Source organism: Vibrio sp. 1249-1 (assembly GCF_033340495.1).
Genome location: NZ_JAWOWJ010000004.1, coordinates 257082 through 283795, shown reverse-complemented (window position 1 = coordinate 283795; position 26714 = coordinate 257082). Strand labels below are relative to the sequence as shown.

Below are 26714 nucleotides of genomic sequence, written 5' to 3'. Positions count from 1 at the left end.
CTTACTCCACCAAATCCACTTGCGCTGGAATACCCGAAGGCAAGGATTGTGCGGAGTCTTGTAGGTCGACTTCTGCTAGGTACATCAAACGCGAGCGTTCTTCCTCGGTAAGCGCGAAATAGGGCGTGAATGAAGGCTCAGTTGCTACCCAACGAACGGTGCCGCTATACGGTTGCTCAACGCCATCTACATGCACGTTAACCGTTTTACCCGGCACAAAGTCGACTCGATAGTTAGCAGGAACATAAACGCGAGCGTATGGGACGCGGCTGGCTTGAATTACGGCAACAATACCATTAACAGGAACGCGTTCACCAAGGTTAAACGGTAGGTTATCTAACAAGCCATCTCGCGTGGCCGTGATGGTGAGTTCTGCCAGCTTTTGTTCTTGCAGTGCTACATCGGCTTTTGCAGCCATGAGTGCGGCTTTCGCTTGTTCAATATCTTCAGGGCGAGAGCCAGCGGTCAGTTTGCTGAACTCTTCTTGTGAGGAGTCTAGCTCTGCACGGGCGGAATCTCTGGCTGCTAAAGCGCTGTCTTTTTCTGATTGGCTGATGAGTTTCTTGCGAACTAACTCCGCTTTACGTTGGTAGTTCTTTTGCGCTTCAACCAATTGAGCTTCCGCTCTGGCAACGCGAGCTTGCGCTGCGGCAATGTCTTCTGGTCGCTCACCATTGGTCAATTTCAAAAGATAGGCGTCAGCCTTGGCTTGTTCGGCTACGGCGTGAGCTAAAACGGCTTCTTGGTTCTTTGTATCGAGCTGAACCAGCACTTCTCCTTCGGTGACTTGGCTGCCTTCCTTGATGGGAAGGGCACGAATTATCTCGCTAGAGGTTGCAGTAAAGGTTACGCGGTCACGTTCTAGTGTGCCAAGGGCTTGCTGTCCGTCATCTTTGGAACAGGCAGTTAAAAGAGTCAGGGCTAGGGTGCCAAGAATGATTCGCTTCATCATGCGACGCTTCCTCTAAGAAGGTGAACTCGAATTCGTATCAAGCTATAGAAGAGTGTGGGACTGCGTTCAGTGTAACGTGAGTCAGTTTTGTCCGGCTAGGAAGTTAATTCCTTCAATATTCATCAATTGATTAATTATTGAAGCTGGCTTGATCCTGCGGAAGCCGTGCTTTACTTGGCTCTTTTAAGTTGATTACATGAATATCATTTAAACAAAAATCTTGCGTTTCATGTAGAGCACACCGTCGCCAGATACTCTTACTTGTTCGCCAGTAACTTCACAGTGCAAAATGCCTCCGCGCTGAGAAGCTTGGTAAGCGACCAGTGATGTTTTGCCTAACGCTTCTGCCCAGAACGGTGCTAACCCAGCGTGAATCGAGCCAGTTACGGGGTCTTCGTCACCACCATTTGCAGGCCAAAAGTAACGCGATACAAAGTCTTGTTGATCGCCTTTTGCGGTAACGACCACATCGTAAGGAGCGAGTGTCTTGAGGTGCTCTGAACGGTATTGAACCTCAAGTACCTCCTGCTGGTTGCCGACCACCACGAAATACGCTTGAGGGCTAAGCAGTACGCGTTCCACATCGCAACTTAGGCCTTCAATCAATGCCGAGGGAATATCAGAAACGGCTTTTGGAGGACGAGCAGGGAACGTCATCTCGATCTTACCTTGCGCATTCTTCTCTACGGTGAGGGGCCCTACTTCCAGAGTATGAAATTCAATCGTGCCATTAATGCCAAACTCATCAAACAGAACTAACGAAGAGGCCAGTGTTGCGTGTCCACAGAAATCGATTTCAGTAATCGGAGAGAACCAACGAATCTCATATTGGTTTGCGCCAATGGACTTTAGGAAAGCCGTCTCTGATAAGTTGTTTTCTGTCGCGATATTTTGCATCAATTCTGGGGCTAGCCATTCCTCTAACGGTATCACCGCTGCTGAGTTGCCTTTGAATTGCGTATCGGTGAAGGCGTCCACCACGTAGATATCCAATTCCATTTTCCTTCCTTGTTCCGTGAGCGATTAATTAGCATAAACCAAGTGCAATTAAGAGAGTAAGAAATTTGTGTTAGAATCTTAAAGTGTCAAAATTATAGATTATTTTGTGTTTTTTGATACTTACTGACAAGGATTCGGACTGCTGGGTACTTACACTAGTGTTGAATTCATTGAAAGGAAGAAAAACATGAAAGCGATCTACAAATCAGTTTTGGCATTGAGTGTTTTTGCGGTCGGTTCTGCCCATGCATTTGAACTCGTGAGTAGAGATATTCAAGAAGGCCACCCGATGGCGAAGACATTTGAATACTCTGGTTGGGGATGTGATGGCGGGAATCAATCACCACAATTGATGTGGAAAGAAGCTCCAAAGGGCACAAAAAGTTTTGCGATCACCGTGTATGACCCCGATGCGCCAACAGGCAGTGGTTTTTGGCATTGGATAGCGTTTAATATTCCATCCACCGTTAGCGAGCTGCCTCGAGGCATTGATATGAACAAGTTAGGCGGCAAAGAATCTCGTATTGACTACGGCACAACGGGGTTCGGCGGCGCGTGTCCTCCAAAGAATGATGGGATGCATCGTTACCAGTTTACGGTGTGGTCATTGCCAACTGAAGAACTGAATTTGGATGAAAACACGCCTCCAGCCATTGTAGGGTTTACTTTGAATAGTGTTGCTTTGGGTAAAGCGACATTAACCACGACTTACACGCGATAATTGAATATAAGGGGAGAGAATGGGTCACCAATATCAGGTTACGCTGTTTCGTGCGGAGCAGCAGCAGAAGCTTCGTAATGTCAGGATTCACTCCCCAAGCCTTATTCAGATTGTTAAGGGGAGTAAACATCTTTTCTGGAAAGATGAAGTACTCGACATCCATGATCCAAATATCATGCTTTGTGAAGCAAATGCATCCCTAAATTTTGAAAACCTTCCTCTACAAGGGCGATTTCTTTCTCGAATGTTCAGTTTTCACTGTGTGCCTAGCGATGAAATGTTGGAGCTAAGCATGAGCAACGCATTAGGAAACTATGTACCCGTTGTTGAGACAGATAAAGCATTGAAAGCGACGTTAAATGCTTTGTTTTCGTTTGAGCGGGAAAGCTTAAGTGAAGCGACACAACGCTATTGGATTATGGGCCTATATCAGCAGCTAGCTGAGAGAGGGTTATTGCATCGGTTGTTCTCGAGTTCACATATCTCTTTTAGTCAGAAACTTAGTCGTTACTTATCGCGCTCTCCAGGGGAGGAGCATCCATTAGACATGGTCGCGGGGCACTTTGCTATGAGCCGAGCAACATTGATACGCAAACTGAAACAAGAAGGTACCCAGTATCGTGAAGTATTGGCAGAAGTGCGCTTAAATCACGCACTTTACTTGATGCAAAATGGCTCGTATAACGTTGCTATGCTCGCACAGTTGTGTGGTTATCAGTCAGAGGGGCGTTTTAGCCAACGCTTTAAAAGTAAGTTCGGCCTAACGCCCAGCGAGTATATTAAAACGGTAGTGAGTTAATGTTTTACCGCTTTTGTATTTTTTGTGCTTTTTAGGTTAGCCATAATATTTGGCTTTCATTCGCAATGCTACATTCACCAAAGCAATCAATACAGGCACTTCGATCAGTGGACCAATGACACCAGCAAAAGCTTGGTCTGAGTTTAGGCCAAACACCGCGATAGAAACCGCAATTGCCAATTCAAAGTTGTTGCCTGTTGCCGTGAAAGCAATTGACGCGTTTTTGTCGTAGTCGATGCCCATTTTCTTACCAACGAAGAAGCTGACAAAGAACATCAACACAAAGTAGATAGCCAGTGGAATTGCTACACGGAATACATCCATTGGCAGTTCAAGAATCATTTCACCTTTCAAGCTGAACATCAGTACGATGGTCGCAAGCAGGGCGATAAGCGTAATTGGTGAAATGCGTGGGATGAATACGTCGTTGTACCATTGCTCACCTTTCGCAGCGACCAGCCATTTACGGCTTAGGAAGCCCGCTAGGAATGGGATACCAAGGTAAATCAGAACGCTTTCCGCGATGTCCATCATCGAGATATCAACCACGAAACCTTCGTAACCAAAGACTGGTGGCAACACAGTGATGAATAACCATGCCATCACACTGTAAGTCACGATTTGGAAAGCGCTGTTTAGTGCAACTAGGGCTGCACCGTATTCTTTGTTACCGCCACCGATATCGTTCCATACCAATACCATGGCAATACAACGAGCAAGACCAATCAGAATGATACCAACCATGTAACCCGGATGATCACCTAGGAAAGTCAATGCAAGGATGAACATCAAAATAGGGCCGACAATCCAGTTCATGACCAAAGACAGCGTGATCGCTTTTTTATCTTTCGTCACTGTGCCTAGCAAGTTGTAGTTCACCTTTGCGAGTGGCGGGTACATCATCAAAATCAAACCAATCGCTAGCGGTACGTTTGTGCTACCAACTGACATTGACTCGTTCCACTCAGCAACTTGAGGGAATGCTGCGCCAATACCTACACCGATTGCCATTGCCACAAAAATCCACACCGTTAGGTAACGGTCCAAGAAGCTCATTTTGTCGCTGGCACTATTTAAAACTTGAGTAGTCATAGTGTTCTCTTATTCGTTTATCGTCGAAAGGCGATAGTTAAAGGTATAGTTTATCTCTGCACGCCTGAACAGCGTGCAAAGGGCATTAATCAAATAACTTGGAAAATCCTAGATTGAACTGATCAAACGCGTCGCGTTGAATGCGGTAACACACCTTAGGTGGGTTTGGCTCGGCGCTGATAAAGCCTGCTTGCTTTAGAATACGCAAGTGCTCGGAAACAGTAGATTGCGCAAGACCCAGTTCAGAAACCAAATCACTGTTCAAACAACCGCCCATGGTATCGAGCGTGTGCAGGATATGCAGAATGCGCAAACGTGCTGGATGCGACAAAGCTTTTGCTTGCGCTGCTAGAGTTTGTTCTTTCTCGAGCTGTTGTTGCGTTGTCTGAAAAACGACTTCGCACGTGTCCTTGCACTTATCACTCATTCGCTGGCCTTAATAGTTAATCGTCGAATTGCGATAAAGTGTACGCCTGCTCTGTGGAAGATGCAACAAGTCGAAGAAAAAATTAATCGTGAAATAACGATGGATAAAAAGTTGAAAAAATATATCTTTTAAAAACAGTGATATAATTAAAAATTAAGTAGGTTACTAAAAGTTAACTAATTGCACTATATTTCTAGGTTACCATAATAAACCACATCCGACGCACAATGGTTACTGCGTCATCTTGTGAACTTATTTAAAGGTAATCCCATGAGCAACGTACTGATCATCAATGCACACGAACCATCACCATATTCAGAAGGTCGTCTAAATGCTTCTCTTGTCGACAAAGCACAGACGCTTCTGCAAGCAAAAGGCCATGAAGTTCGCGTTGTGACAATGCAAGATGAGATCAACGTAGATGAGCAACTCGCACACTTTGAATGGGCTGATCGCGTGATCATCCAAAGCCCAATCAACTGGATGTCTGTGCCTTGGTCATTCAAAAAATACATGGACGACGTGTTTACTGCGGGTATGGGCGGCGCACTGTGTGCATTTGATGGCCGTAGCGCAGAAGAACCAAAGAAAAACTATGGTACAGGCGGTACTCAAACCAACAGCAAATACATGCTTTCACTGACATTCAACGCGCCAGAAGAATCGTTTGATGATGAGAGCGAATACCTATTCCAAGGTAAAGGCGTGGATGATTTGATGTTCCACATGCACGCTAACTTCCGCTTCTTTGGTATGTCAGCATTACCTACATTCGCTTGCTACGACGTGATGAAGAACGCAGATATCGAAAACGATTTTGTTCGTTTCGAAGCTCACATTAACGAAAACTTCTAATCCTTTTAGAAAGATAGTGCGAACTGAATGATGAATTGAGATGGACTGCTGTACGCGGTCCATTTTTATTTGTTTGCGGCGAGGTGACGTTTTTATTACTCTAAAGCACTAAATGTATCTAGCTTACTTTTCGTTACCTAGATTAGGTGCGTATCTTGAGGTGTATTGTGGAAAGCAGAATCAGTGTAGATAGCAAAGGTCGTAAGTCAGTGGCGAACGTATGTGCGGAGCCATGTGCTATCGAGAAAGGGATGCGTCTAATTGGTGGTAAATGGAAAGGTTCTCTGATTTATCATTTGAAAGACGGCCCAGTTCGTTTCAATGACTTAGCACGCATGCTAGGCGGTGCAAGTAAAAAGATGATCGACCAACGTCTTAAAGAGCTAGAAGCGGAAGGTATGGTGGTGCGTAAAGTGATCAGCGACCGCCCAATTGCCGTAAGCTATGAACTAACAGAGTTCGGCCGTACCGCACTTAAGATTCTTGATGATTTGCGAATTTGGTCTGAAAAGCATCAAATTGAGCTTCGTTAAGACCAAAGTAGTTAATCGCAAACGTTACTCTCTTTTGAAAGCTGATTAACAATACATCGCCGTTTATACCCAAGTAACTTAGATGTGCTTCATTTAAATCGTAATTTGTTTCGTAAAACAACGTACTCTTTCGAGTCAGGCATATCGAAGCTACTTGAGCATAATCGTACTTTTTAAGTTTTTGATTTTTAGTTATTATTTTATCATACTTAATAAGTTGTAGAATAAATCACTCACTTCAGTTGAATTTAAAAAAGCACTATTTAATTCCAGTTTCTTTTCAAAATCGGAATATTTATCGAATTCCTCTTTCTCAACTAAACCTATTGGTGAGTTGTCGTTAACGTGGCTTTCATATTTTTTGATGGTATATAATTTAGACTTTTCGTCAAAATATTGAATTATCTTAATGTTAACGTCAGGTCTCTCCGTATTATACGTGATCGTAATTTTTTCATAATCTTTATTAATCGGAGTCGTAAGCCCTGTAGGGTAGATGATTTTAAACCTATTAATGTCATTCTTCTTCGTGCTTTTATAATGTTTTGAGTATGAAAAGTTTTCAATTGCACTTTTAGTGACGATAATTGACTCACCTTTCTTTAAACCGTATTCGGTACATTCATAATCGTCGACAACCGTAGAATTTCTTTTCTTTTCAATGAGGTAGGACATGGTTGCAGATGTCCCTCCGTGTTCCAGTTTTTGTTGGTTTACAGAACAATAGAAATGACCTTTGTCCACCGTCATTGCGTTGACTTGTTCCGGATTTGAAATGGTGGGATGTATATCTTTTGCTGGATCGTTGTCGCTTCCTCCTGAACCGCATCCAACTAATCCGATACAAACGGACATATAAAGCAAAGAGATTTTATTCATACTGTATTTCTCAATTAAGATGTGTGATTGCAAATAACGATTAATTACATTTTTATAAAGTGAAATGTTTTTATTTTAATTGAACGGTGTTTTATTGGTAATTTAATCGTTTGCTTTTATTTTGTCTCTTACGGTATCTATGTTTTCATTTATGGTATGAATTATTAGAATTGCACAATTTTGAGTTGCAATAGGATAATAATCGCTAGCCAACTACTTGTGTAGGTACCGTTATGATTTATATATCCGTTAAGTCTAAGTTTTTAGTCTTAATTTCATGTATTTATCGTGAAAGTGACTTAGAAGTAAATAACTAACGTTGTTTGAGGGGAGTCTGGGCTTCACTAATCTTGTTTTTCATCAAGGCGTTGTATAATGAACAAGGACTCTATTTCCAACTTGTTGATACATATCAGATCTCACGGATCTGATATGCATTCTAAGTTATTCTCACCAAGGCAAGAATCCTAGCTTATTTAAGGATAGAAAGTTTACTTGGGTGTAGAAGATATTAGTAATCCAATGTGCCACGGATAGGGTAGTTATTGTTTGGATCGCGAATCCATGCCAATCCGCGTGATAGTGCGCCAAGCTCAGGGCGAACAAACGGGTTGTTTGAAATATCCACCACGTGTAAGTCGCCGTGTTCATTCACCACAAACAGACCTGGTTCTGCGAAATTATGATCGGTTTCCTGTTTAGATCGAGGAATAGATACATACAAGCCTAGCGTTTTCATTTGTTCTTCGGTCAGGCCGTAAGCGATAGGGAAGCTGATTTCGAGTTTCTCTAGATGCCCCTCTAGCTGTGCTTTTGAATCGCCAGAAACGGCAAGAATATCGACGCCAGCATCAGCGAAAGCCTGTTTGTAACTCTCAAGCTCGTTGAGGTACTTAGTACAAAGAGGGCAGTGTTTACCACGATAAACGAATACTGCTTGCCAAGTCGCATCACCTTGCGGCTGACCCAACGTTACGCTTGAACCATCTAGCAAAGTGGCTTGAAGATGAGGGAAGCTGTCGCCCGCTTTAAGTTTCACTGAAGTTGCCATATTGACTCCCGAATTGATGGTGTATATCCATGAATGCCCCTTTCTTAACAAAGCGATGGGGGGATGAGACTTCAATGTAGACTCTGTTTTGAGGTGTTTCAACTAGTTAACTTTTAGTAACCTGCAATAAGGCATTAGAGTGCAAAAGATGAAAAGCAGAACTTAAGATACAACGAAGTGGGGGTGTAGTATCAGGAGCTAAGTTCTGCTTGAGGTTAGGCTATGACCACTGGAACATATCGTTAAGATAGACCAGAGTCATCACTTCTATTTTATTACTCGATTGAGCTAGGCGTTGCTGAAAAAAGTACGCCATCATTGGCTTCTTCATTTCTTCCTCCTTTACGCTGACGAGTAAATTATGCGTATAAAAGGGGAGATAAAAAAGAGAGTGCTTTTGTTGACTTTATTCCTAATAACGTAAATATCTGGGGCTTTAAAGCCGAATTTGGAGGTTAATTGTGGAAAAGGGGAACAGATAATTAGGAAGTTTTCTTATTTTATTACCGCCAACTTAAGTAAACTATTCCTATCCACAAACTTCACAGATCTAAGGTTGATTCAGTGTCTGATCTCAATTTGTTTCGCTATTACCAACGATTACTCTCGTTTAGCGTTGGTGATGAAACAAAAACCACGTTACAGGACATTGCCGACATCATGTTCACTTCTTCTCGGCATGCTCGTAGCCTGCTAACGCAGATGCAGCAGAAGGCGTGGTTGAGCTGGCACCCGAAAGCTGGGCGGAACCAACGATCGACTCTTATTCTGAATATGGAGTTAGACGTTTTAAAAGAGAGCTTGGCTCTTGAACGTATCAAGTTAGGCAAGTATGAAAAAGCACTGGCGATATTAGATGAAGACGAAATGGCATTTGGCCGTTTGTTAAAAACAACGTCTGGTGCTTCTGTGCAAGAAGGACAGCTCAATATTCAATTAACCTATAAGCGAATGTTTGAGCGCGTCGTTCCACATCAACTTCAGCGTAGCAGCGAACGTTTCTTATTAAGGCAAATCTATTGTTGCTTAGTTTCGAGTGATAACAATGGGAAAGTGCAACCAGAACTCGCACATCACTGGCGTTATGACGAAGACACCTACGAATGGACTTTCTACCTTCGTCCAGGTCTGACTTTTCATAATGGTAATTCCATTGATGCAGAAACAGTGGTTAGCTTGTTTGCAAAGTTGAGTTCACTACAGTACTACGAAAAAGAGTTGGCACATGTTGCTAACATTACTGCGCCAACGCCATTGAAAGTTGTTTTTAAGCTTAATCGAGCTGACTTGGGCTTTGCTGGACTTATTTCTGGAGTGAAATACGGCATTCAACCAGTAAGCCAAGTTAACGTAGCGAATAACAAGCTGGTGGTCGGAAGTGGCCCATTCTCTGTTGTCGAGCACAATGAAAGTCGTTTAAAACTGCAAGCATTTAATGGTTACTATGCATGTAGAGTTCTAACGGATTTGGTGACTATCTGGATTGTTAATGACGAGCAAATGGAGAACCCGTCATTGGCAGCAAATACGTTGCAAAGGGATGCTTCGCCCGAGGAGGATTTGTGTGGACACTATATGTCGACGCAAAACCGAGAAAACTCATCGGCGAGCAAGCGTAGTCGAATAGAAGATGGTTGCTTATTCGCCTTATTTAATCAGCACGCTAAGCACAAACTCTCTTTAGCGCAGCGCCGTTATATTAGTGAGCTAATTCAGCCTGAGCACTTGGCCGAAGTGATGCGCCGCGAGAATATTGTATTTGGGAGTATACCCGCTTATAACCTGCTACCAGGTTGGAAGCCAGTGCTCCGTCCGTTTAGTGAGCCGCTTAAGTTACCTAAACACATTACGATAGCAGGATATAACTATACCGCGTTGCGTCGCTGCGCGCGGGCTATTTCTAATCGTTTGGCGAGTGTTGGCAGTAAAGTAGAAATTGTTATGTATTCCTACCGTGAGCTGAACGAGAAGGCTAAGAACGGTGAGCTAAATGAGACAATGGTCGTAACGAACATAAACCTAGATGATAATCGTCATGCCTCAGCGTTCACGAACTTCTTCAGCAACGCTGTGCTATTCCACACTTTGGGAGAAAAGAACGCACAATGGTTAGATGAACAACTACAGAGAGTCAGATCTTTCGTTCCACTTGAGGGCTACCTTAATGCATTGGAGCCAATTGCATCGACGTTGATCAGCGAATACTGGATTGCACCCATGTTCCACCATACACAAACTTTGCGTTTCCAAGGTGTTTTAGAAGACGTCGCTCTCACTAACTGGGGTTGGCCAGATATTCGCTCGGTGTGGTCGGCAGATTAACTACCTTAGTTATTTAGCAAAGTGCTGCTTCACGAATTCAATGAAGGCTCTGGTTTTCGCCGATTGATAGATAAGTTGTGGGTACACCAAGTAAACCGCGTTGTGCTGGTGGTCGGTTTCTTCCGATAAAACCTGCATTAGACGACCATGTTCAACGTCTTGTTCGACAAAGTAACTTGCTAACCGAGCAATGCCATTGCCAGACAGGGCTGATTCTTTGAGTAAGCGGTTTTCATTGCTTGAAAGCCAGCCTTGGGTTTGAACTGTTCCCGTTTTTAAAGGCCATTCTTTTTGATGCAACGTGGTTAAGCATTGATGCTGTTTTAAATCCGCTAACGTCTCTGGCGTACCTTCTTCTTGCAGATACAGAGGTGAGGCAACCAGCCAGTGGTGGTAGTCCAAAAGGTGATGCGCAATCATATTCTCGGGCGGCGTTCTTGTTGCTCGAAACGCAAAGTCGACGCTGGTTTCCGTCAGATTAAACGCTTGATAGCTAGAAAGAATCTCGAACTCTACGTTTGGATGTAAAGCGCGAAACGCCACACACAAATCATGCAGCACCGCTTCGGCAAACATCTTGGGAGCAGTAAGACGAATCAGACCGTCTATTTGTTCAGATCGCTGACTTAAACTCTTTTCCATTTCCATTACGCGGCGTTTGAGATCTTCCGCTTGTGCAAAGATCGATTCACCTTCTGCCGTCAATCTCACGCTGCGTGTGGTTCGAACAATCAAAGGCGTGGCGAGTTCCGATTCCAATCGCTTGATTTGTTCCGACAGGTAACTTTTAGAGATACCAAGTTGCTCTGCTGCTCTAGAAAAGTTGAGTGTTTGAGCCACTTCAGCAAACAGCATCAGTTTTTCGATTCTCTTATAATCTGCCATCTTTATTGCTCGTCTTTATTGTTCGCTTTAATTGTTCGGTAACGAGGATAATGAATTCGATTTTACGGTATTAAACTAATTTTTACGAACGGTAAGATGGTTCGAGTTAACTTAAGAAATTGAAGATGCAGAAATCGGAAAAGTGAGAATAACGATGAACAATCCAACACTACCGCTCGCCAAAACCTTACCTAACGTTAGCCGCTTGGTCTTCGGCTGTATGGGACTTGGAGGGGAGTGGAATCGCAACCCATTAACCGCCCAAGATGAAAACCAAGCTTATGCCGCTGTCGAGGCTGCATTAGAGGTTGGCATCAATCTCTTTGATCATGCGGATATCTACAAATTCGGTAAGGCAGAAGAAGTGTTTGGGTGCATCTTAGCCAATGACTCAACCTTACGAGAGCGAATTTATCTGCAATCTAAGTGCGGCATCCGTCTAGGAGATGAGCAAGGTGTTAAGCAGTATGACTTCTCTGCCAAATGGGTGACGGCTTCTGTTGAGGGCATTCTTGAGCGCCTTGGCGTGGAAAACCTTGATGTTTTGATGCTGCATCGTCCTGATCCTCTGGTTGAATTTGAAGAACTGGGCACAGCGCTCCAAGCACTGAAACAAGCTGGCAAAGTTAACCACTTCGGTGTTTCTAACATGAACAGTGCTCAAATTGATCTTCTTCAACAAGCAACGGGCGAAATTGTTGTGGCGAACCAGTTGGAAATGAGTCTGGCTAAGTCTGACTTCATCAAGCAAGGCATGGGGCTTCCTTCGTCTGCATCTGACTACGTTGCAGGAATACTGGAACATGCCCGTAAGCACAATATCCAACTGCAAGCGTGGGGCAGTATGGCGCAGGGAAGATTCTCAGAGCGTGGTTTACATTCTGATGATCACAACACCAGACAGGCGGCGGAGATGGTAATGGCGCTAGCAGCTGAATATGGTGTGTCGTCTGAGGCGATTGTTTTAGCCTTCCTAACGCGTCATCCAAACCAAATTCAGCCTGTTATTGGTACTGCAAACCCACAGCGTATTCGCGCTTGTGCTCAAGTAGAGAACGTCACGCTATCACGTAGCCATTGGTATGGCTTGTTCGAGAAAACCCTTGGTCATGAGATCCCGTAGGAGAGAAAAATGAAATACGTACAAGTTCAAACTCTGATTCAAACGGCATTGGAAATTGCGACTGCTCGCAAGCAAAACATTGCGGTTGCCGTGGTTGATACACATGGAGAATTGCTCGGTTTTGCCCGAATGGATGATGTGAGTGTGCAAGCAGGTTTGTTGGCACAGAACAAAGCTTACACCTCGGCTAGAGACCGTCAGCCTAGTGGCAATCTGGGCGCTTGGGCTCGTGAGACGGGTAAGCAGTTGAGTTATTGGACTGACCCGAAGATCACAGGCTTTATGGGTGGTGTGCCTATAGAACAAGAGGGGAAAATCGTCGGTGCAATTGGCATTAGCGGTTTGGCTGAGCAAGATGATGAAGCACTTGCGATGGAAGTATTAAACGCGCGTTGAGTATAATGTTTATCAGTAGGTGTGATGCTTTGTCCAGCTTTGTACTCACTGTAGGGACTCAAGTTCACAGGCTTCGTCGAGTCACAATGCTATCTAATAGCCTGAAGTAAGCAGAAGTTGAAATCGCGAACTATGATTAATTTATTTGAAAGCTTTGAGGCCTAAATATGTTTCATAAGGTATTCGTTTCGCTATTTTTTGTTCTCCTCTCAGGCTGTGGTACGAGTGACAGCGCGTTAAAAGAGAGCGGTTATGATGAAGCTTATATCCAAGGCTTTCATGACGGTCGGCATAGTGGTATGCAAGAGGCAGGGAATGATTTTGAACACTATATTAAGGACGAAACAAGGTATCAAACCGACTCAGATTATCGACAAGGCTGGGATGCTGGTGAGGTAGAGGGTAACAAGTTACAAAAGCAGGCGACCGCGATAGGACAAGGCATGATTGATAATTCGTATGAAGAACGTGATGTCTTTGATCCTGATAAAGTGGCGAAAGATGCAATAAAAGGCGTTGATACATCGGAATTGAAAAGCCTAGAGTAACGGACTGATATAAAGAATAAAACTCGTCATTTGACGAGTTTTTTTTGTCTAAACGGTTCATGTTTCAACGCTCAACAGGGCATTCATCGTTTGAGTATGAGTAATGTGGTTAATCACCTTTCTTGTTCTTTTGTTCGAGGGTTAACGATAACAGGCGAACGAGCAGGGACTGAGCTTCCGGTGAGAGCAATCGCGCCACGGCTGTTAAGTCATTTGCTGTGACATGCTGAACATCACGTACATCTAAGGCAATATCTAGGTCAGTCAAATGAAGCGAACGCAATATGGCACGATATTGTGAGAGTTTAAGATCGGACTCTCCGCGCTCGATCCTTTGATATGTTTTTACGCTCATTCCAGCGATGTTTGCCATTTGCTCACGGGAGAGGCCATTCGATTTTCGTCTTGCGATCAGTGCTTGAATTATAGGGTCTACCTGCATGTGCTCTCCTGAAAGGACAGTTTTGACCTAAACGGAGCAAGAAGTGGACCAGTTTAACCACCACATATTTACCTGCTTTGCAATCAGTATAAAAATAACTGTCTTATAAAAACGTAAATATTTTAGTCAGTTATTAACTCAATGGAAAAGTATCAATCATACAAATCAATAGAAACGAAAGCTTCTATTCGCAAAATGCAACGCATTTTAGATCATTTATTTAGTGAAATTGATCAGCAACATCGTGAGACTAAAGAGAATGTTGTGACACTGATTCAACAGTCACAACAGCGATTGATGAACTACAAAGAGCTTTACCTTCACAAAGAATCGATAAGTGAAGTAGAGCTGCGGATGGCGCATGAAAATATGAGTGAGACTGAGAAGCAGGTCGCCGATATGGGTATTCCAGTGTTAACTTATATCATTGGCGCGCTAGATAAAGCGTATTAACACAGTCGTAAAGTCGGGCGATACAAGATTTACGCAATTTCGATCAATTGATGACATCTAAAAGAAAGGATGCAAATGCTGGGGAACCACACCCAGCATTCGGACACTCATTTACCTATATTTTCGAACCGTAAATCAGTGTTTAGAGGTATGTGAACCGAACAGTGTCGGTACGCAGCGAATAATAGCGATATTGTCCGATCTAGGCTACGTCCTTGGAATCTAACACCTTCACTTAAACTGTAAATTAATCTGTACACCCAGCCAAATTGAGCCATTGAGCACGTTCTTCCTTCTCTTTAAGCGATAAAAGACTAATTAGTGACGAAAAAAACAACACATCTTAGGTAAAAGATAAGAGTTGTTAAAATATATCGCTATAAGATTGACCTTTTGCTTTTCAATCGTCCTGCTTATGCCTTACAATCTTTTCGAACCAAATCCATTCATAACGAATGGGGTTGATGAATTAAGATGAACAATTTTGCTTCGAACCCAAAGTTGCGCACATTTCATCAACGATGACATCGCCAAAAATGACTCTCAAGTGTTCATGTGCAAATGATTAACCACCTTTTGTTGCATGTTTTCTTAGCCATACAGGGCTCTTGTAACATAGTGCTCTTGTAACCAAATTTTGACTAAGTCGGAGCGTTTTGCTGTGTGCTTTAGATAAAGCACAACTGGCGAGAAATTAACGGATTGAATTTAGAGGTATTAACCGTGAACCTAAAACTTGTCGGCAGCTCCCTGATCGTTGCAGGTACTGCTCTTGGCGCTGGTATGCTTGCTATACCAATGGTGCTTGCTCAATTTGGCCTCCTTTGGGGCACTCTTCTTATGTTGTTCATCTGGGCTGGAACGACTTATGCTGCGCTGCTCCTTCTTGAAGCCAGTTGCAAAGTAGGTGGTGGTGTGAGCATGAATGCAATTGCTCGCGAAACGCTTGGTAAAGGAGGCCAGTTGGTAACCAACAGCTTGCTTTACGCCCTGTTAGTTTGTCTATTAATGGCTTACATCATTGGTGCGGGTGATCTCGTACAAAAAGTAACAGCCTCAATTGGGCTTCCAACATCTACGATCTCAAGCCAAGTCGGTTTTACTCTTTTAGTTGGTATCATTGTTTCGGCAGGTACAGGGGTAGTAGATAAGCTGAATCGCGGTTTGTTCCTAGGCATGATCGTAGCGCTGATCCTGACACTTTTTGCGCTTGCACCAAGCGTCTCGTTTGAAGGACTTGATGAGGTTGTGAGCGACGATAAAATGGCACTTATCAAAACCAGTTCGGTGCTTTTCACCAGTTTCGGTTTTATGGTCGTGATCCCATCGCTTGTAACTTACAACAAAGAAGCGAGTAAAATACAGCTGCGTAATATGATTATCGTGGGCTCAACTATTCCGCTTGTTTGTTACCTATTATGGTTGTTAGCGGTTGTCGGCAACCTACCACCTCATGAGCTTGTTCAATACTCCAACGTAACAGAGTTGATATCGGTACTAGGTCAGCAATACGAGGGCTTAGAGTTCATCCTATCCATGTTTACTGGTTTGGCACTACTAACGTCGTTCTTAGGTGTTGCAATGGCGCTATACGATCAAAATGCAGACCTACTGAAAGCAAGTAGGCCAGTGATTTTTGTTACTACTTTTGTGCTACCACTATTAGGTGCTGTATTTGCGCCAGAACACTTCCTAGCTATTCTTAGCTACGCGGGGATTATTCTTGTGTTTCTCGCGGTCTTTGTTCCATTATCAATGACCATGAAAGTGCGCCGAGTGCCGGTAGAAGATGACAATATTTATGAAGCTGGTGGCGGCGCAATGGGAATGAGCATGATCTTCCTATTCGGCTGTTTCTTGCTGTTTGCCCAAGCAGTATAAAATCACGCTAGCTTATTTAAAAACTGAGCCGCTCGTAGTCAAACGGGCGGCTTTTTTGTATTCATAGCCGAACCCAGGCCACTCGAAGTCATCAGCATTTGTGGTGTTTGACGTTTCTCTGATAATCACGGTTAGCGCTGACTTTTTAGTAAAACTCCTTAGCGAAAGGCTGACATGTACAGTGATTCACCCTTCTATTATATCGATGTTGATATGAATAAGAGGCTCTGTTGTGTCAAAGCAATTATCTTTTGCCATGGTTGGCGTTATGTTGTCTTTAGGTGTGTTGAGTACAGAAGCGGTGGCTGACCCGAAGCATAAGCATGGACATCGGTACGATCACCATCATGCGCATCACCACCATCATAAACACAAGCGCAAGCATAAACACAAACATCGTGACGTTATTTATGTGGAGACCCGACGACCAAGGCGCAGTTACTATTACCATGACCGAATTCCTCGGAATAGTACCTACATAAAGATTGGAGATTTCACTTATCTAAAAGTGGACGACCGTTATTATCGTCGTTCTAATGATCGCTATATCCATGTCGAGTTCAATTAAACTTGAAAGGGTACATAGTCGGCGTTCTTGTAATGTTGAGCTTAATAGCAACAACATGGCACATGTAACATCGACCAATACTAGGGTAGAGGGTTAAAAACAAAAACAGCGAGCCGGTGCTCGCTGTTTTTGCTTAGATGAGTGTTAGACAGTAAATCTATTTAAGATTTGATCTTGTTTATGTACATCTTCTTGTTGCGCCTGCATCGCGTCGTTGGTTCGATTTGCCGATTCGGCGACTTGAGTCGATAGGTCTTTAATATTCACCGTATTGTTGTTGATCTCTTCAGCGACAAGACTTTGCTCTTCCGCCGCTGAGGCAATTTGCAAGTTCATATCGGAAATACGCTGAATCGCATCACGAATGCGTTGTAACGCACTATTTGCCAAACCCGCTTTTTCAACGGCCTCTATAGCACTACCTTTGCTTTGATGCATGGCATTTGCCACAGATGAAGCGCCAGATTGTAGTTGCTCAATCATAGTACGAATCTCTGTTGTCGACTCTTGAGTACGTTGTGCCAGTGTACGTACTTCATCTGCAACAACGGCGAAGCCTCGGCCAGATTCTCCCGCACGTGCAGCCTCGATTGCGGCATTCAACGCGAGTAAGTTTGTTTGGTCCGCAATATCGTTGATGACTTTTAGAATCGTTTCGATATTGGCGGTAGCAGATTCCAACACTTGTACTTCTTCGACTGCAAGGTCAATGCTATCGGAAAGCATGTTTATCGTTTGTGTCGATTCACCAACGATAGAAGACCCCTCAACCGTTGCTTGGTCGGCTTCTTTAGCTGCACTTGCCGCACCTTGCGCATTATTAGCAACCTCTGTCGCGGTGACAGACATCTCATGCATCGCGGTAGCAAGTTGTTCTAGCTCTTGCAGCTGAGTGTGAATTGCGCCTGCCGAGTCTTTTGCGCCCTCAGCGGTGATTTGAGTTCCGTTTAAAATTTGATCAGAAATACGTTTCGACTCAATGATTTGCTGTTGTAAGTTCTCCATGAACGTATTGAAGTTTGTGGCAAGCTCAGAAAACTCTTGGTCAGTATCTGTTTCGAGGCGTTGTGTAAGGTCGCCTTTCCCTGATGCTACATCTTTAATCGCATTGTTTAGCGTGTCCAAAGGACGCATGAGAGTGCGAATCAACAGAGTTAGGGCGATAATAGATGCAATCACGGCAATGATTGAATAAATAATAGCGTTGTTACGAAGCTCTCCTACGGCAGAATAGGCAACAGCTTCATCGATCACCGAACCTACGTACCAGTTCTCGCCAGGAATGTGAGTCAGGTTAACCATGTAGCGGTTGCCATCAATCTCAACATGTTGTGCTGATTGCGTAAGTTCGATTTGCGGGAGGTAGCTACCGACTTTCTCACCGTTGTATTTACTTTGAGGGTGAGCAATGGTTGTGCCATCAGCTGTGACCAGAAATAAGTAACCAGCATCAAACAGATTCACTTGGTTGACCAGATCTGAAAGGGTAGTTAATTCGAGGTCATAAAACATACCGGCTAAAAACTGGCCATTTTCTTTTACTGGTGTACCAACAGAGATGATAACGTTTTTCGAAGACGCATCGACGTACGGATCGGTTACGACCAAATCGCCTTTGCTCTTAGCTGCAATAAACCAAGGACGCTGACGTGGGTCGTAGTCTGGACCCGCATCCCAGCCGTCGTCATTTTCAATCACAAAGCCATTACTTTCATAACCAAAACCGATGGCAAGGAAGCTGCTTTTTGGCGTCGGTCTTTCAAGTATGTTTTGAACATAGCTATGTGAACTGGGATCAAGCTCAATCACTTCAGTAATGGAGCGAGCGAGATCCTTCTTTGCATCCATTTCTGATTGCACAGTGTTACCAACACTGGTCAATATCTCGTTGACACTTGAGTCGATTTGCTCCTGAGTTTGGGAGCGGATGGTCATAACTTGTTGTGTCGACAATAACGACACGGTAATTAGCAGCAAAAATGAAGAGGCTGTGACAACCTTATGTCTGAATTTCATGAGCTTTCCTCTGATTCTCCCGGTTGGTTCCACTTTGCTTTCGCCTCTTTTAAACCGAGCGAATTGGGCATAAAGAGAAACCTATTGTGTTTGGTTATATTTTTATCGACATCTTTGTCAAAAACATGAACTCATTTGTCGTCTTTTTTAACCAAATTTAAACAAACCGACAATTTACGTTAAAACTTGTGAGTGTGATCATGTTTGCGAGCTCAATTAATGAAATCGTCATAATGAAAAGAATTGCTTAACAAACAGTGGCATCAACTGGCTTTACAGGTGAGGTGATGAAAATTTTGTTGGTGCTGACAGGTGTTTTGTTGAAGTTTTGTCTTTGTAAATTATGAGCTTTTTACTAAAAGTCTAATGTGGACGGAGTTTTAGGTATAAAAAAGGCCCCGACGATGCGGAGCCTTTGTTTATTGACGTCTCGATTTTAGAAAATAAGATGAGCAACGCCAGCAATCACAGGTAATGTGATTAACGTACGTAAAATGAAGATTACGAAGAGCTCTACAATGTTTACTGGAATTTTGCTGCCTAACAGTAGGGCACCTACTTCCGACATGTAGATAAGCTGAGTTACTGACATTGCCGCAATAACAAAACGTGTCATTTCGTTATCGATTGAGGCCGCTAAAATTGCTGGAATAAACATATCCGCAAAGCCAACAACGATTGTCTGTGATGCTGCAACAGCTTCAGGGACTTGCAGTAGCTCTAGGTATGGGATAAACGGTTGACCCAGAATTGCAAATACAGGCGTGTATTCTGCAATCACCAATGCAACGGTACCAAGACCCATCACTACAGGTAATACGCCAAATACCATGTCGACTGCGTTGTGTACGCCTTCTTTAAATACAGACTGAACCGATGTGACTTGACCAGCACGCTTAAGAGCTAGATCCATACCCCAAGAGAATGTGGTGTGGCCTTCTGGCACTGCATCTGCGTCTTTATCTGGGTTGCTGCCGTCAATGTAGCGATCTTTCTTCAGACTAAGCGGAGGCAGGCGAGGAATGATAATCGCAGCTACGATACCAGCTAGACAGATAGCGCCGTAGAAAGGCAAAAATAAGTGCTCTAGTTTTACCTGAGCGATAACAACTAGGCTAAACGTGATCGATACTGCTGAGAAAGTGGTCCCGACAACAGCCGCTTCACGCTGAGTATAGAACTTATTTTCGTATTGCTTGCTGGTTAGCAAGATACCAACACTTCCGTCGCCTAACCAAGATGCCATACAGTCAATTGCACTGCGGCCAGGTAGGTTGAATACCGGACGCATTATTTTACTGAGTAACGCACCAAATAGCTCCAGAAGACCGAAGTTCAAAAGAAGCGGAAGCAGTAAACCCGCGAAAATGAAAACGGCAAACAGAGTAGGTAGGAGACCAGTAAGAACAAGCCCGCCAGTGTTTTCTTCCCAAATTGCTTTTGGACCCACTTGGAAAAACGTCATTAACACGGCAGCGCCGCCGATTAAACGAACAACGAGCCAAAGTGGAGATGGGTTGAAGAGACCGTTTAAAAAACCATTACGTAAAATTGCAGCTGGCTTAAAAATTTTGCAAAGAACAGAAGCAACGGCCATGAAAGCGATGATACTGGTGACGATAGCAATCAAGGTATCGCCTAACACCGCTGGGATGACTTTTGCCATCACGGCAACGGGAATGGTTAGGCCACCATCGTAAGAGATCGGAGCCATAAAGAGTAGAAGACCAATTAGGGAAGGGATGAAAAACATCCAAAAGTTGCCCTTAGGAGCTTCAGTAGCATTAGTGGTGTTATGCATAGTTGTCTCGTGTTACTACTAGTCAATACTTGCCATTTCCATGACATAAATATTCACTAAACATCCGTATTTAATCACAGTTTTGCGGAGGGTACCCGCAAACTGCATCCATTGCAATACTATTCATTAAATACATCTAGTTATTCAGCCGATTTGTCGGGTAATTGGTCAAATAACGTCTAAGTGTATGCGAATATGTTGCTTGTGTTAGAAAATTGTAGCACGAGGGGCGAATTGCGCAGTGAATTATGGGGCGCATTGTGACTGGAATAATAAAATGGTAAACAAATGTGATTTTGATCTAACTAACTTCTTTGCCAGAAATTCAGTTAGCCTTATCTATTCTAAGGTTTTTAGTGGTGTCAAAATACCGTTCAGCGTTTCTTGTACCGTTGCAGTGTGAACCTATTGAGCCAAATCCGATTGAAGCATGTCGCTTCAATCGGATCGAAATTTTATGCTTTTTGTTGACGGCTAAGTATGTATAGGTAACTCCAGTAAATCAGAGCCGTAGAAAAAGCCAATATTGCTGGGAAAACCAGCGTATATAAACCATATACCGTAAATAGAGCCGCTCCCGCGACGCCGCCAAACAAAAAGCCAAAGAAAATGAATAGGAATAATTTTGCTTTACGTCGGTCAAATTGACGACCTCTCAAGCTTTCTCCAATCATAATCCCTAGATCGGTGATGATTCCGGTCATATGTGTGGTTCTGACTACTGCGCCGCTAAACGTGGTGATCATTGCGTTTTGTAATCCACATGCTGCTGATGCTAGATATTGACCGTACAAATCCCCTTGCACCAAAAAGCCCAAGCTGAGTAAGAGCAAGCTCCCTTCTATGCACAGTGCAACACCATATCTTCGCCCTAGTTTTAACGCACTGCTTTCAATAAAAAAGCCGCTAAAGGCAGCGCCAATCAAAAAGCTAAATACGATGAAGAGCAGGTGAATGGAGCTCTCCACACCTGTTAGCAAGCTGTTCCCTAGCTGAGTTACGGTTCCCGAAAGATGAGTTATCGCTTGGTGTTGAAAGCCGAGAAGACCAACGGCGTTGACGCAGCCCGCGAGAAGAGCTAGTAGAAACGCGCCATATTCCACCCAACGAGGAAGTCTGGAAATCACAATAAACCCCCACCAAATATTAGGAGCCGATTATAACGCTCACACCGAGTTACGAAACCCTTTACAGTAAAACTCGATTGATCATTCTCAAAAAAATCTCACTTATAGGGCGTTTGTCCGAGCCAAAGTAAATACGTGAACGAGGATTGCTCGCTAGCAGATGTGTTCCGTTGTGCATTCGAAACTCACCCACCCGTGTTTCATTTGTTCATAGACTGAAACGGTAGGTTGGTGGAACTCTTTATCGGTAAATAGACCGACGGGAATGATCATGATTTCTGGGTATGCAGCAACGAACAACCTCATTGTCGTGCCGCAGGATGGACAAAAGTCATACTGAACCTCACTGCCATCATCGCCAATTCGGGTATAGCTAGTGACTTCACCGTTTAAAGTGACGTGTTCTTTTTCAAAGCGAGCTTGTACCCCAAAAACACTGCCAGTTCGTTTTTGGCATTCGAAGCAATGGCAGACAGACGTGTGGGTGGGCTCTCCCTTACAACGGATCTCAACTAAACCGCAGGCGCACTCGCATGTATGAATGGTTTTTGTCATCGTGATTACCTATTTGTCCCAATACACCAATAGACCTAGAGCACAGAGCTTGTGTCACTAGCTCGTTATGAGCTCTGGACTTGAAACTATTTGGATACAATCAGTTTAGTTTAATCTTGAAACACTTGAAGAGGTGAAATCATTTGGGTATACAATGGTATACTCGCTTTTCGTTTATACCTTGAAACAAGGAAGTCTTCATGACTCACAAAAAAATCCTGCCGATACCACTTATTCTACTTATTCCAATCGTTTTATTAGTTGTGGTTGTGATCGCAGGTGTTTATCGTTTTAGTTTGTCTGATGACGAGATCATGGCTAAGTTTCCTCAAACAAAAGTAGAAACGAACGTTATTGTGCAAGAGACGCTTGGTATCACTGCACGTAATCCTTGGACGATCCAAGTCCCCGAGCAGGGTGCGGTCACTTTTCTTGATGAGTGGGATAAAGAAAACGACTATTTGATAGGTGACTATGATGCAGGTGTGACGAAAGGTCAGGTACTTGTTCCAACTGCGTCGATTAGTCAGCGTGAGATTGAAGGTGTTTCATGGGTTGTTGCACCGATGATTGTAACGACACAAGGTAGCGGTTCGTTTAACTATGTTGGCTTGTTCAAGTTTGACCCCTTGCCGAGCCGAGTTGTCCTTTTAGACAGTATTTTTGTTGGTGACCGCGTGAAATTTACTCAGCTCGAATGGAAAAGTGATACAACTATCACGCTTTCATATTTAGCGCACGGTGACGATCAAGCAATGGCAGACACGCCAAATCGATTCAATTCATCCACATTACAGCGTGTAGGGAATAACTTACATATGCAACAGTGATGAATTTTTTTTGAGTTCTGTAAAAATTCAGTATTTTCTGCGCTAGATCTCGAAATTTCCTAGTGATTTCTTATTCGGGAATGCATAAGCTATGAGCCTTGTTTGAAAGGAGATAGTAATTCCCGTGTCTACAAATGAAATTACAAGACGGTTGCCGAATCTGACAAGTCGTAGAGCGCTGCTGTTATACTCCTTGCCAGTTTTAGTTGCGATTGGTGTTTCTCACTCTCTCAAAGAGTCATCTTTAACCAAAACCATCGCATTGAACCTACCTGAATCTCAGGTCGTTGAAAAAATTCTTGATGCGACAACTGCCGAAGTTGTCACTCCCCCGAACTTCGAATATCAAATCCAAACAGGTGACAACCTAAGCACTATTTTTAGTCAGCTCGGTTTCGGTTACAGCTCGTTAATGAAAGTAATGGAAACGGATTTGAACTACTTGGCACTTGATACACTTAAGCCGGGCAATACGCTCCGTTTCTGGCGTGATGATGCAACAGGCGAGTTAGCGAAAATGGAACTGCAATTTTCTATTGCAGATAAAGTGGTCTACAAGCTGAATAGTGATGGTAGCTATGACTTTACTGATATTTCCATTCCTGGCGTGTGGAGCCAAGAACCTTTAGTTGGCGTTATTCAAGGCAGTTTTTCTTCTTCTGCCAGTCGTTTAGGTTTAACGTCGGCGGAAGTGAGTCAAGTCGTAAGCTTACTCAAAGAACAACTTAACTTTGGACGTGATCTTCGTGCAGGTGATCGATTTGAAGTTGTTCGTCGCTCACAAAGCATCAATGGTGTACCAACAGGTAAGAACGAAATTGAGGCGATTAAGATTTATAATCGCGGCCGCGAGATCACCGCTTACCTTCATACTGATGGTCAATTCTACAATGCCAAAGGTGAAAGCTTACAGCGCGCATTCCAGCGTTACCCTGTAAGTAGCCGTTGGCGTATCAGTTCTGGCTTTAATCCTAATCGTTTACATCCAGTAACGGGGCGTGTTGCGCCGCACAACGGCACTGACTTTGCTGTACCAACCGGTACACCAGTCGTTTCTACTGGTGATGGTACAGTGATCATGACTCGTAAACACCCTTATGCGGGTAACTACGTGGTTGTTGAGCACGGCAGCAAATACAAAACCCGTTACTTACACCTAAGTAAGATTTTGGTGAAGAAAGGGCAAAAGGTTTCTCGAGGCCAGCGTATCGGTCTTTCTGGTAAAACAGGTCGAGTGACTGGGCCACACCTTCACTATGAGTTGATTGAATACGGCCGTCCAGTTAACGCTATGCGAGCAAATATCCCAATGGCGAGTTCTGTTCCTAAGAAAGAGATGGCTACTTTTGTCGCGAACAGAGATGAAATGGATAGACTATTACGCGATAAAGAGAAAGCAGTGCTGTAATAAAGTACTTCGCTCAAAAAACAAAAAGAGACTAAGCATAGCTTGGTCTCTTTTACTTTGTGCATTAACTAGATTTGAATTCTATGACAGCAGTCTGTTCAGTACGTTAGGCACTCCGCACTTCACGTTCATTTATCAGGTGTACGATTTCTTCAACACTGTGTGGACGAGAGTAAAAATAACCTTGGATGTAGTGGCAGCCCATTTCAATTAACTTTTGTAGTGCTCTATCGTCTTCTACGCCTTCGGCAATCAAATCCACATCAAGCAGCTCTGCCAATTGCGCTATCAAAAACACTACTTGTTCAGAGGTTGTATTTGAGAGCATGTTCTGCACAAAGGTAGCATCGATTTTGATGCTATCAATCGGATAATTGTGTATATAGTTCAAGCTTGAGTATCCCGTACCAAAATCATCCAGTGCGACTTTAAAACCCAAGTATCGCAACGAGTTAAGTACCATCTGTTCACGGCCACTTTGTGAGAGTAAGACGGTCTCGGTGAGCTCTATAACAAAGTCTTTTGCTTCGTGCTGATACTTTTCAACCATGTTGGTTAAGTGATTAATATAACGGTTGGAATCAACCAGCTCATACGCTGAGCAATTGATGGAGAGTTTGACTTTATAGCCTAGGTTCGCTTCGAGTTCTTGCTTTGCGATACACGCGAGTTCAATAATCCGTTCACCTAACTCGATAATCAGGCCTGATTGCTCGGCAGCTTCAATGAACTCCGCTGGAGAGATATTTCCATAGATATTGCTATTCCAACGAGTCAAAATTTCAAAGTAATTCCAGCGGTCGCTCGTGATATCGACGATCGGTTGAACCACTACATATAACTCATCGCTGTCTTGTATATCAGTACTTAGCTGGATTCGCATTGCCTCAATAAGCTGCGTCCTACGGTGGTATAACGCACTAAGGTGTGTGTCGTAATGCTGAATCCGTGTATCGCGGTGTTTTTTACAATCTTTGAGAGCGAGACTGGCATTCAAAATCAGCTCATCGCTGTTCAACATATGTACTGGGGCACGTGCAATACCAATACTAACGGTGAAAGAAATCCGGTTAGATTTGTCGCTGTAGCCGCTTTCAATTTTGTCGAGTACTTCCTGACACACGGCGACAGGATCTTCGTCGTACGTGATGAAGGCGAATTCATCTCCTGCAACACGGAACGCATTGTTTGGCGACGACAAGCTCTGTTGAATGGCGTTAGCTGTGAACTTAATGATTTGGTCGCCGATATAGTTTCCGTTGATATCATTGATCGATTTGAAATTATCGATATCAAGATACGCCAAACTGAATGGGCGAGTCGCCTGCTGCGTTAATGTCTCCAAGGTATCAGCTAAACAGCTACGGTTGAGCAGTCCAGTTAGGTTATCATGCGATACCTCATAGCTAAGCTGATTAAGAAGCTTATCTGAACGTTCACTGACCCACTTTTCACGTAAGCTATGAATAATGACATTGGCATAAAATCGGTGGAAGTCGAGGATATCTTGCGCTTCTTTCGCGTGGATGCTTCGGGTAAAGGTAGACAGTAAAATTCCCAGAACTTCGCCATTTTGTGTCTTCAATGGCAGGCCAATGTAAGCTTGAATGCCATCTTCTTGAAACATCTGATCTTCAGGAAAACGCTTGTATACCTGGTCTTGATAGAAAATATGTTCGCCAATGTCTTTCGCCACTTTTTCACAGGGGGTGCCTGAAAGGTGGTAGCTTAGGTTGTCTGTAATTTTTCCATTGCTGGCGAAGGAGATGGTATGAGCCGAATGCTGAAGATGCGCAACTTCTACAACGCAAGTGCAATGGCTCTGCAAGTGTTGATGAATATCTAGCGTGACTCGGTTTAGCTGAGCCGTGCCGTTTAGCTTCAATATCTCATCAATTTTGTGGAAACTGATTTGTACCTGACCCATTGAGCATTTCACCTAGCGTTGTTATTAACATATCGTGTAAGACACGACGAATTATTATTTGATATGCATCAAATAAACTATCGGTTACTAAGGCAGATTTTTCAAATTTTGTGAACGAACAAAT

Annotated in this window: 26 protein-coding genes; 13 read left to right on the top strand and 13 right to left on the bottom strand. The window is 43.5% G+C overall.

Going from position 1 to position 26714, the window contains the following annotated elements; all coding sequences use genetic code 11:
- Window position 1: 1 nt before the first annotated feature.
- Both R7Z50_RS10220 and R7Z50_RS10215 read right to left on the bottom strand, forming a co-directional pair.
- Window positions 2–952 carry an HlyD family secretion protein gene (locus R7Z50_RS10220; RefSeq protein WP_017635231.1) on the bottom strand — a complete coding sequence of 317 codons (951 nt, stop codon included), beginning with the start codon at window positions 950–952 and terminating at the stop codon, window positions 2–4.
- Window positions 953–1159: 207 nt separating this feature from the next.
- Window positions 1160–1951, bottom strand: a complete 792-nt coding sequence (locus tag R7Z50_RS10215; protein WP_053307854.1) for a PhzF family phenazine biosynthesis protein — start codon at window positions 1949–1951, stop codon at window positions 1160–1162.
- Window positions 1952–2138: 187 nt separating this feature from the next.
- Between R7Z50_RS10215 and R7Z50_RS10210 the strand changes: the two genes are divergently transcribed.
- Both R7Z50_RS10210 and R7Z50_RS10205 read left to right on the top strand, forming a co-directional pair.
- Window positions 2139–2672, top strand: coding sequence for a YbhB/YbcL family Raf kinase inhibitor-like protein (locus R7Z50_RS10210; RefSeq protein WP_053307853.1), 534 nt, complete (start codon window positions 2139–2141; stop codon window positions 2670–2672).
- Between the two features lie 19 nt (window positions 2673–2691).
- Complete coding sequence (locus R7Z50_RS10205; protein ID WP_017635229.1) at window positions 2692–3471, top strand: AraC family transcriptional regulator; 780 nt, start codon at window positions 2692–2694, stop codon at window positions 3469–3471.
- A 36-nt stretch (window positions 3472–3507) separates the two neighbouring features.
- Here R7Z50_RS10205 and arsB read toward each other — a convergent pair whose 3' ends face one another.
- Both arsB and R7Z50_RS10195 read right to left on the bottom strand, forming a co-directional pair.
- Complete coding sequence (gene arsB / locus R7Z50_RS10200; protein WP_005385145.1) at window positions 3508–4563, bottom strand: ACR3 family arsenite efflux transporter; 1056 nt, start codon at window positions 4561–4563, stop codon at window positions 3508–3510.
- A gap of 85 nt (window positions 4564–4648) precedes the next feature.
- On the bottom strand, window positions 4649–4990 hold the full coding sequence (locus tag R7Z50_RS10195) for an ArsR/SmtB family transcription factor (protein WP_005375451.1): 342 nt from the start codon (window positions 4988–4990) through the stop codon (window positions 4649–4651).
- A gap of 270 nt (window positions 4991–5260) precedes the next feature.
- Between R7Z50_RS10195 and R7Z50_RS10190 the strand changes: the two genes are divergently transcribed.
- Both R7Z50_RS10190 and R7Z50_RS10185 read left to right on the top strand, forming a co-directional pair.
- A complete protein-coding gene (locus R7Z50_RS10190; protein WP_017635228.1) occupies window positions 5261–5845 on the top strand; it encodes an NAD(P)H-dependent oxidoreductase in 585 nt (194 codons plus the stop codon).
- A gap of 167 nt (window positions 5846–6012) precedes the next feature.
- Window positions 6013–6378, top strand: a complete 366-nt coding sequence (locus R7Z50_RS10185) for a winged helix-turn-helix transcriptional regulator (protein WP_005375456.1) — start codon at window positions 6013–6015, stop codon at window positions 6376–6378.
- 195 nt (window positions 6379–6573) lie between these two features.
- Here R7Z50_RS10185 and R7Z50_RS10180 read toward each other — a convergent pair whose 3' ends face one another.
- Together R7Z50_RS10180 and R7Z50_RS10175 are read right to left on the bottom strand one after the other, a co-directional pair.
- On the bottom strand, window positions 6574–7257 hold the full coding sequence (locus R7Z50_RS10180) for a hypothetical protein (protein ID WP_170897035.1): 684 nt from the start codon (window positions 7255–7257) through the stop codon (window positions 6574–6576).
- A 511-nt stretch (window positions 7258–7768) separates the two neighbouring features.
- On the bottom strand, window positions 7769–8308 hold the full coding sequence (locus tag R7Z50_RS10175) for a redoxin domain-containing protein (RefSeq protein WP_318149056.1): 540 nt from the start codon (window positions 8306–8308) through the stop codon (window positions 7769–7771).
- 564 nt (window positions 8309–8872) lie between these two features.
- On the opposite strand from R7Z50_RS10175, the gene R7Z50_RS10170 reads away from it, so the two are divergent.
- The gene (locus tag R7Z50_RS10170; protein WP_318149055.1) at window positions 8873–10630 is read left to right on the top strand and encodes an SgrR family transcriptional regulator; all 1758 of its coding nucleotides are present in this window, start codon (window positions 8873–8875) and stop codon (window positions 10628–10630) included.
- Window positions 10631–10639: 9 nt separating this feature from the next.
- Here R7Z50_RS10170 and R7Z50_RS10165 read toward each other — a convergent pair whose 3' ends face one another.
- A complete protein-coding gene (locus R7Z50_RS10165; protein ID WP_213965120.1) occupies window positions 10640–11515 on the bottom strand; it encodes a LysR family transcriptional regulator in 876 nt (291 codons plus the stop codon).
- Between the two features lie 154 nt (window positions 11516–11669).
- Between R7Z50_RS10165 and R7Z50_RS10160 the strand changes: the two genes are divergently transcribed.
- The 3 genes from R7Z50_RS10160 to R7Z50_RS10150 all read left to right on the top strand — a co-directional run bounded on the left by R7Z50_RS10160 (window position 11670) and on the right by R7Z50_RS10150 (window position 13582).
- Window positions 11670–12638, top strand: a complete 969-nt coding sequence (locus R7Z50_RS10160) for an aldo/keto reductase (protein ID WP_182039341.1) — start codon at window positions 11670–11672, stop codon at window positions 12636–12638.
- A 9-nt stretch (window positions 12639–12647) separates the two neighbouring features.
- A complete protein-coding gene (locus R7Z50_RS10155) occupies window positions 12648–13034 on the top strand; it encodes a GlcG/HbpS family heme-binding protein (protein ID WP_042521512.1) in 387 nt (128 codons plus the stop codon).
- A 167-nt stretch (window positions 13035–13201) separates the two neighbouring features.
- Window positions 13202–13582, top strand: a complete 381-nt coding sequence (locus tag R7Z50_RS10150) for a hypothetical protein (protein WP_005375467.1) — start codon at window positions 13202–13204, stop codon at window positions 13580–13582.
- A gap of 109 nt (window positions 13583–13691) precedes the next feature.
- Here R7Z50_RS10150 and R7Z50_RS10145 read toward each other — a convergent pair whose 3' ends face one another.
- Window positions 13692–14024: a helix-turn-helix transcriptional regulator gene (locus R7Z50_RS10145; protein WP_256900403.1), complete on the bottom strand. Its 333-nt coding sequence runs from the start codon at window positions 14022–14024 to the stop codon at window positions 13692–13694.
- Between the two features lie 141 nt (window positions 14025–14165).
- Here R7Z50_RS10145 and R7Z50_RS10140 point away from each other — a divergent pair, with 141 nt between their 5' ends.
- The 3 genes from R7Z50_RS10140 (at window position 14166) to R7Z50_RS10130 (ending at window position 16926) form a co-directional block, all read left to right on the top strand.
- Complete coding sequence (locus tag R7Z50_RS10140) at window positions 14166–14477, top strand: hypothetical protein (RefSeq protein ID WP_005375472.1); 312 nt, start codon at window positions 14166–14168, stop codon at window positions 14475–14477.
- Between the two features lie 723 nt (window positions 14478–15200).
- On the top strand, window positions 15201–16358 hold the full coding sequence (locus tag R7Z50_RS10135) for an amino acid permease (protein WP_054577106.1): 1158 nt from the start codon (window positions 15201–15203) through the stop codon (window positions 16356–16358).
- A 232-nt stretch (window positions 16359–16590) separates the two neighbouring features.
- On the top strand, window positions 16591–16926 hold the full coding sequence (locus R7Z50_RS10130) for a hypothetical protein (protein WP_080996217.1): 336 nt from the start codon (window positions 16591–16593) through the stop codon (window positions 16924–16926).
- Between the two features lie 144 nt (window positions 16927–17070).
- Here R7Z50_RS10130 and R7Z50_RS10125 read toward each other — a convergent pair whose 3' ends face one another.
- The 4 genes from R7Z50_RS10125 to R7Z50_RS10110 form a co-directional block, all read right to left on the bottom strand.
- Window positions 17071–18942: a methyl-accepting chemotaxis protein gene (locus R7Z50_RS10125; protein ID WP_132936350.1), complete on the bottom strand. Its 1872-nt coding sequence runs from the start codon at window positions 18940–18942 to the stop codon at window positions 17071–17073.
- A gap of 436 nt (window positions 18943–19378) precedes the next feature.
- Entirely contained in the window at window positions 19379–20743 is a 1365-nt protein-coding gene (locus tag R7Z50_RS10120) for a YjiH family protein (RefSeq protein WP_017635848.1), read from the bottom strand.
- A gap of 455 nt (window positions 20744–21198) precedes the next feature.
- Complete coding sequence (locus tag R7Z50_RS10115) at window positions 21199–21870, bottom strand: YoaK family protein (RefSeq protein WP_047101645.1); 672 nt, start codon at window positions 21868–21870, stop codon at window positions 21199–21201.
- A 153-nt stretch (window positions 21871–22023) separates the two neighbouring features.
- Window positions 22024–22425, bottom strand: a complete 402-nt coding sequence (locus R7Z50_RS10110; protein WP_025768472.1) for a GFA family protein — start codon at window positions 22423–22425, stop codon at window positions 22024–22026.
- 200 nt (window positions 22426–22625) lie between these two features.
- Between R7Z50_RS10110 and R7Z50_RS10105 the strand changes: the two genes are divergently transcribed.
- Together R7Z50_RS10105 and R7Z50_RS10100 are read left to right on the top strand one after the other, a co-directional pair.
- Window positions 22626–23255, top strand: a complete 630-nt coding sequence (locus R7Z50_RS10105; RefSeq protein ID WP_318149054.1) for a hypothetical protein — start codon at window positions 22626–22628, stop codon at window positions 23253–23255.
- A gap of 124 nt (window positions 23256–23379) precedes the next feature.
- Window positions 23380–24663: a peptidoglycan DD-metalloendopeptidase family protein gene (locus R7Z50_RS10100; protein WP_064369150.1), complete on the top strand. Its 1284-nt coding sequence runs from the start codon at window positions 23380–23382 to the stop codon at window positions 24661–24663.
- A 106-nt stretch (window positions 24664–24769) separates the two neighbouring features.
- Here R7Z50_RS10100 and R7Z50_RS10095 read toward each other — a convergent pair whose 3' ends face one another.
- Window positions 24770–26590: a putative bifunctional diguanylate cyclase/phosphodiesterase gene (locus R7Z50_RS10095; protein WP_005375494.1), complete on the bottom strand. Its 1821-nt coding sequence runs from the start codon at window positions 26588–26590 to the stop codon at window positions 24770–24772.
- Window positions 26591–26714 lie beyond the last annotated feature (124 nt).

Coding starts and splice junctions, on each gene's coding strand:
- R7Z50_RS10220 (WP_017635231.1), bottom strand. CDS start 952: ATGATGAAGCGAATCATTCTTGGCACCCTAGCCCTGACTCTTTTAACT.
- R7Z50_RS10215 (WP_053307854.1), bottom strand. CDS start 1,951: ATGGAATTGGATATCTACGTGGTGGACGCCTTCACCGATACGCAATTC.
- R7Z50_RS10210 (WP_053307853.1), top strand. CDS start 2,139: ATGAAAGCGATCTACAAATCAGTTTTGGCATTGAGTGTTTTTGCGGTC.
- R7Z50_RS10205 (WP_017635229.1), top strand. CDS start 2,692: ATGGGTCACCAATATCAGGTTACGCTGTTTCGTGCGGAGCAGCAGCAG.
- arsB (WP_005385145.1), bottom strand. CDS start 4,563: ATGACTACTCAAGTTTTAAATAGTGCCAGCGACAAAATGAGCTTCTTG.
- R7Z50_RS10195 (WP_005375451.1), bottom strand. CDS start 4,990: ATGAGTGATAAGTGCAAGGACACGTGCGAAGTCGTTTTTCAGACAACG.
- R7Z50_RS10190 (WP_017635228.1), top strand. CDS start 5,261: ATGAGCAACGTACTGATCATCAATGCACACGAACCATCACCATATTCA.
- R7Z50_RS10180 (WP_170897035.1), bottom strand. CDS start 7,257: ATGAATAAAATCTCTTTGCTTTATATGTCCGTTTGTATCGGATTAGTT.
- R7Z50_RS10175 (WP_318149056.1), bottom strand. CDS start 8,308: ATGGCAACTTCAGTGAAACTTAAAGCGGGCGACAGCTTCCCTCATCTT.
- R7Z50_RS10165 (WP_213965120.1), bottom strand. CDS start 11,515: ATGGCAGATTATAAGAGAATCGAAAAACTGATGCTGTTTGCTGAAGTG.
- R7Z50_RS10160 (WP_182039341.1), top strand. CDS start 11,670: ATGAACAATCCAACACTACCGCTCGCCAAAACCTTACCTAACGTTAGC.
- R7Z50_RS10155 (WP_042521512.1), top strand. CDS start 12,648: ATGAAATACGTACAAGTTCAAACTCTGATTCAAACGGCATTGGAAATT.
- R7Z50_RS10150 (WP_005375467.1), top strand. CDS start 13,202: ATGTTTCATAAGGTATTCGTTTCGCTATTTTTTGTTCTCCTCTCAGGC.
- R7Z50_RS10145 (WP_256900403.1), bottom strand. CDS start 14,024: ATGCAGGTAGACCCTATAATTCAAGCACTGATCGCAAGACGAAAATCG.
- R7Z50_RS10140 (WP_005375472.1), top strand. CDS start 14,166: ATGGAAAAGTATCAATCATACAAATCAATAGAAACGAAAGCTTCTATT.
- R7Z50_RS10125 (WP_132936350.1), bottom strand. CDS start 18,942: ATGAAATTCAGACATAAGGTTGTCACAGCCTCTTCATTTTTGCTGCTA.
- R7Z50_RS10120 (WP_017635848.1), bottom strand. CDS start 20,743: ATGCATAACACCACTAATGCTACTGAAGCTCCTAAGGGCAACTTTTGG.
- R7Z50_RS10110 (WP_025768472.1), bottom strand. CDS start 22,425: ATGACAAAAACCATTCATACATGCGAGTGCGCCTGCGGTTTAGTTGAG.
- R7Z50_RS10105 (WP_318149054.1), top strand. CDS start 22,626: ATGACTCACAAAAAAATCCTGCCGATACCACTTATTCTACTTATTCCA.
- R7Z50_RS10095 (WP_005375494.1), bottom strand. CDS start 26,590: ATGGGTCAGGTACAAATCAGTTTCCACAAAATTGATGAGATATTGAAG.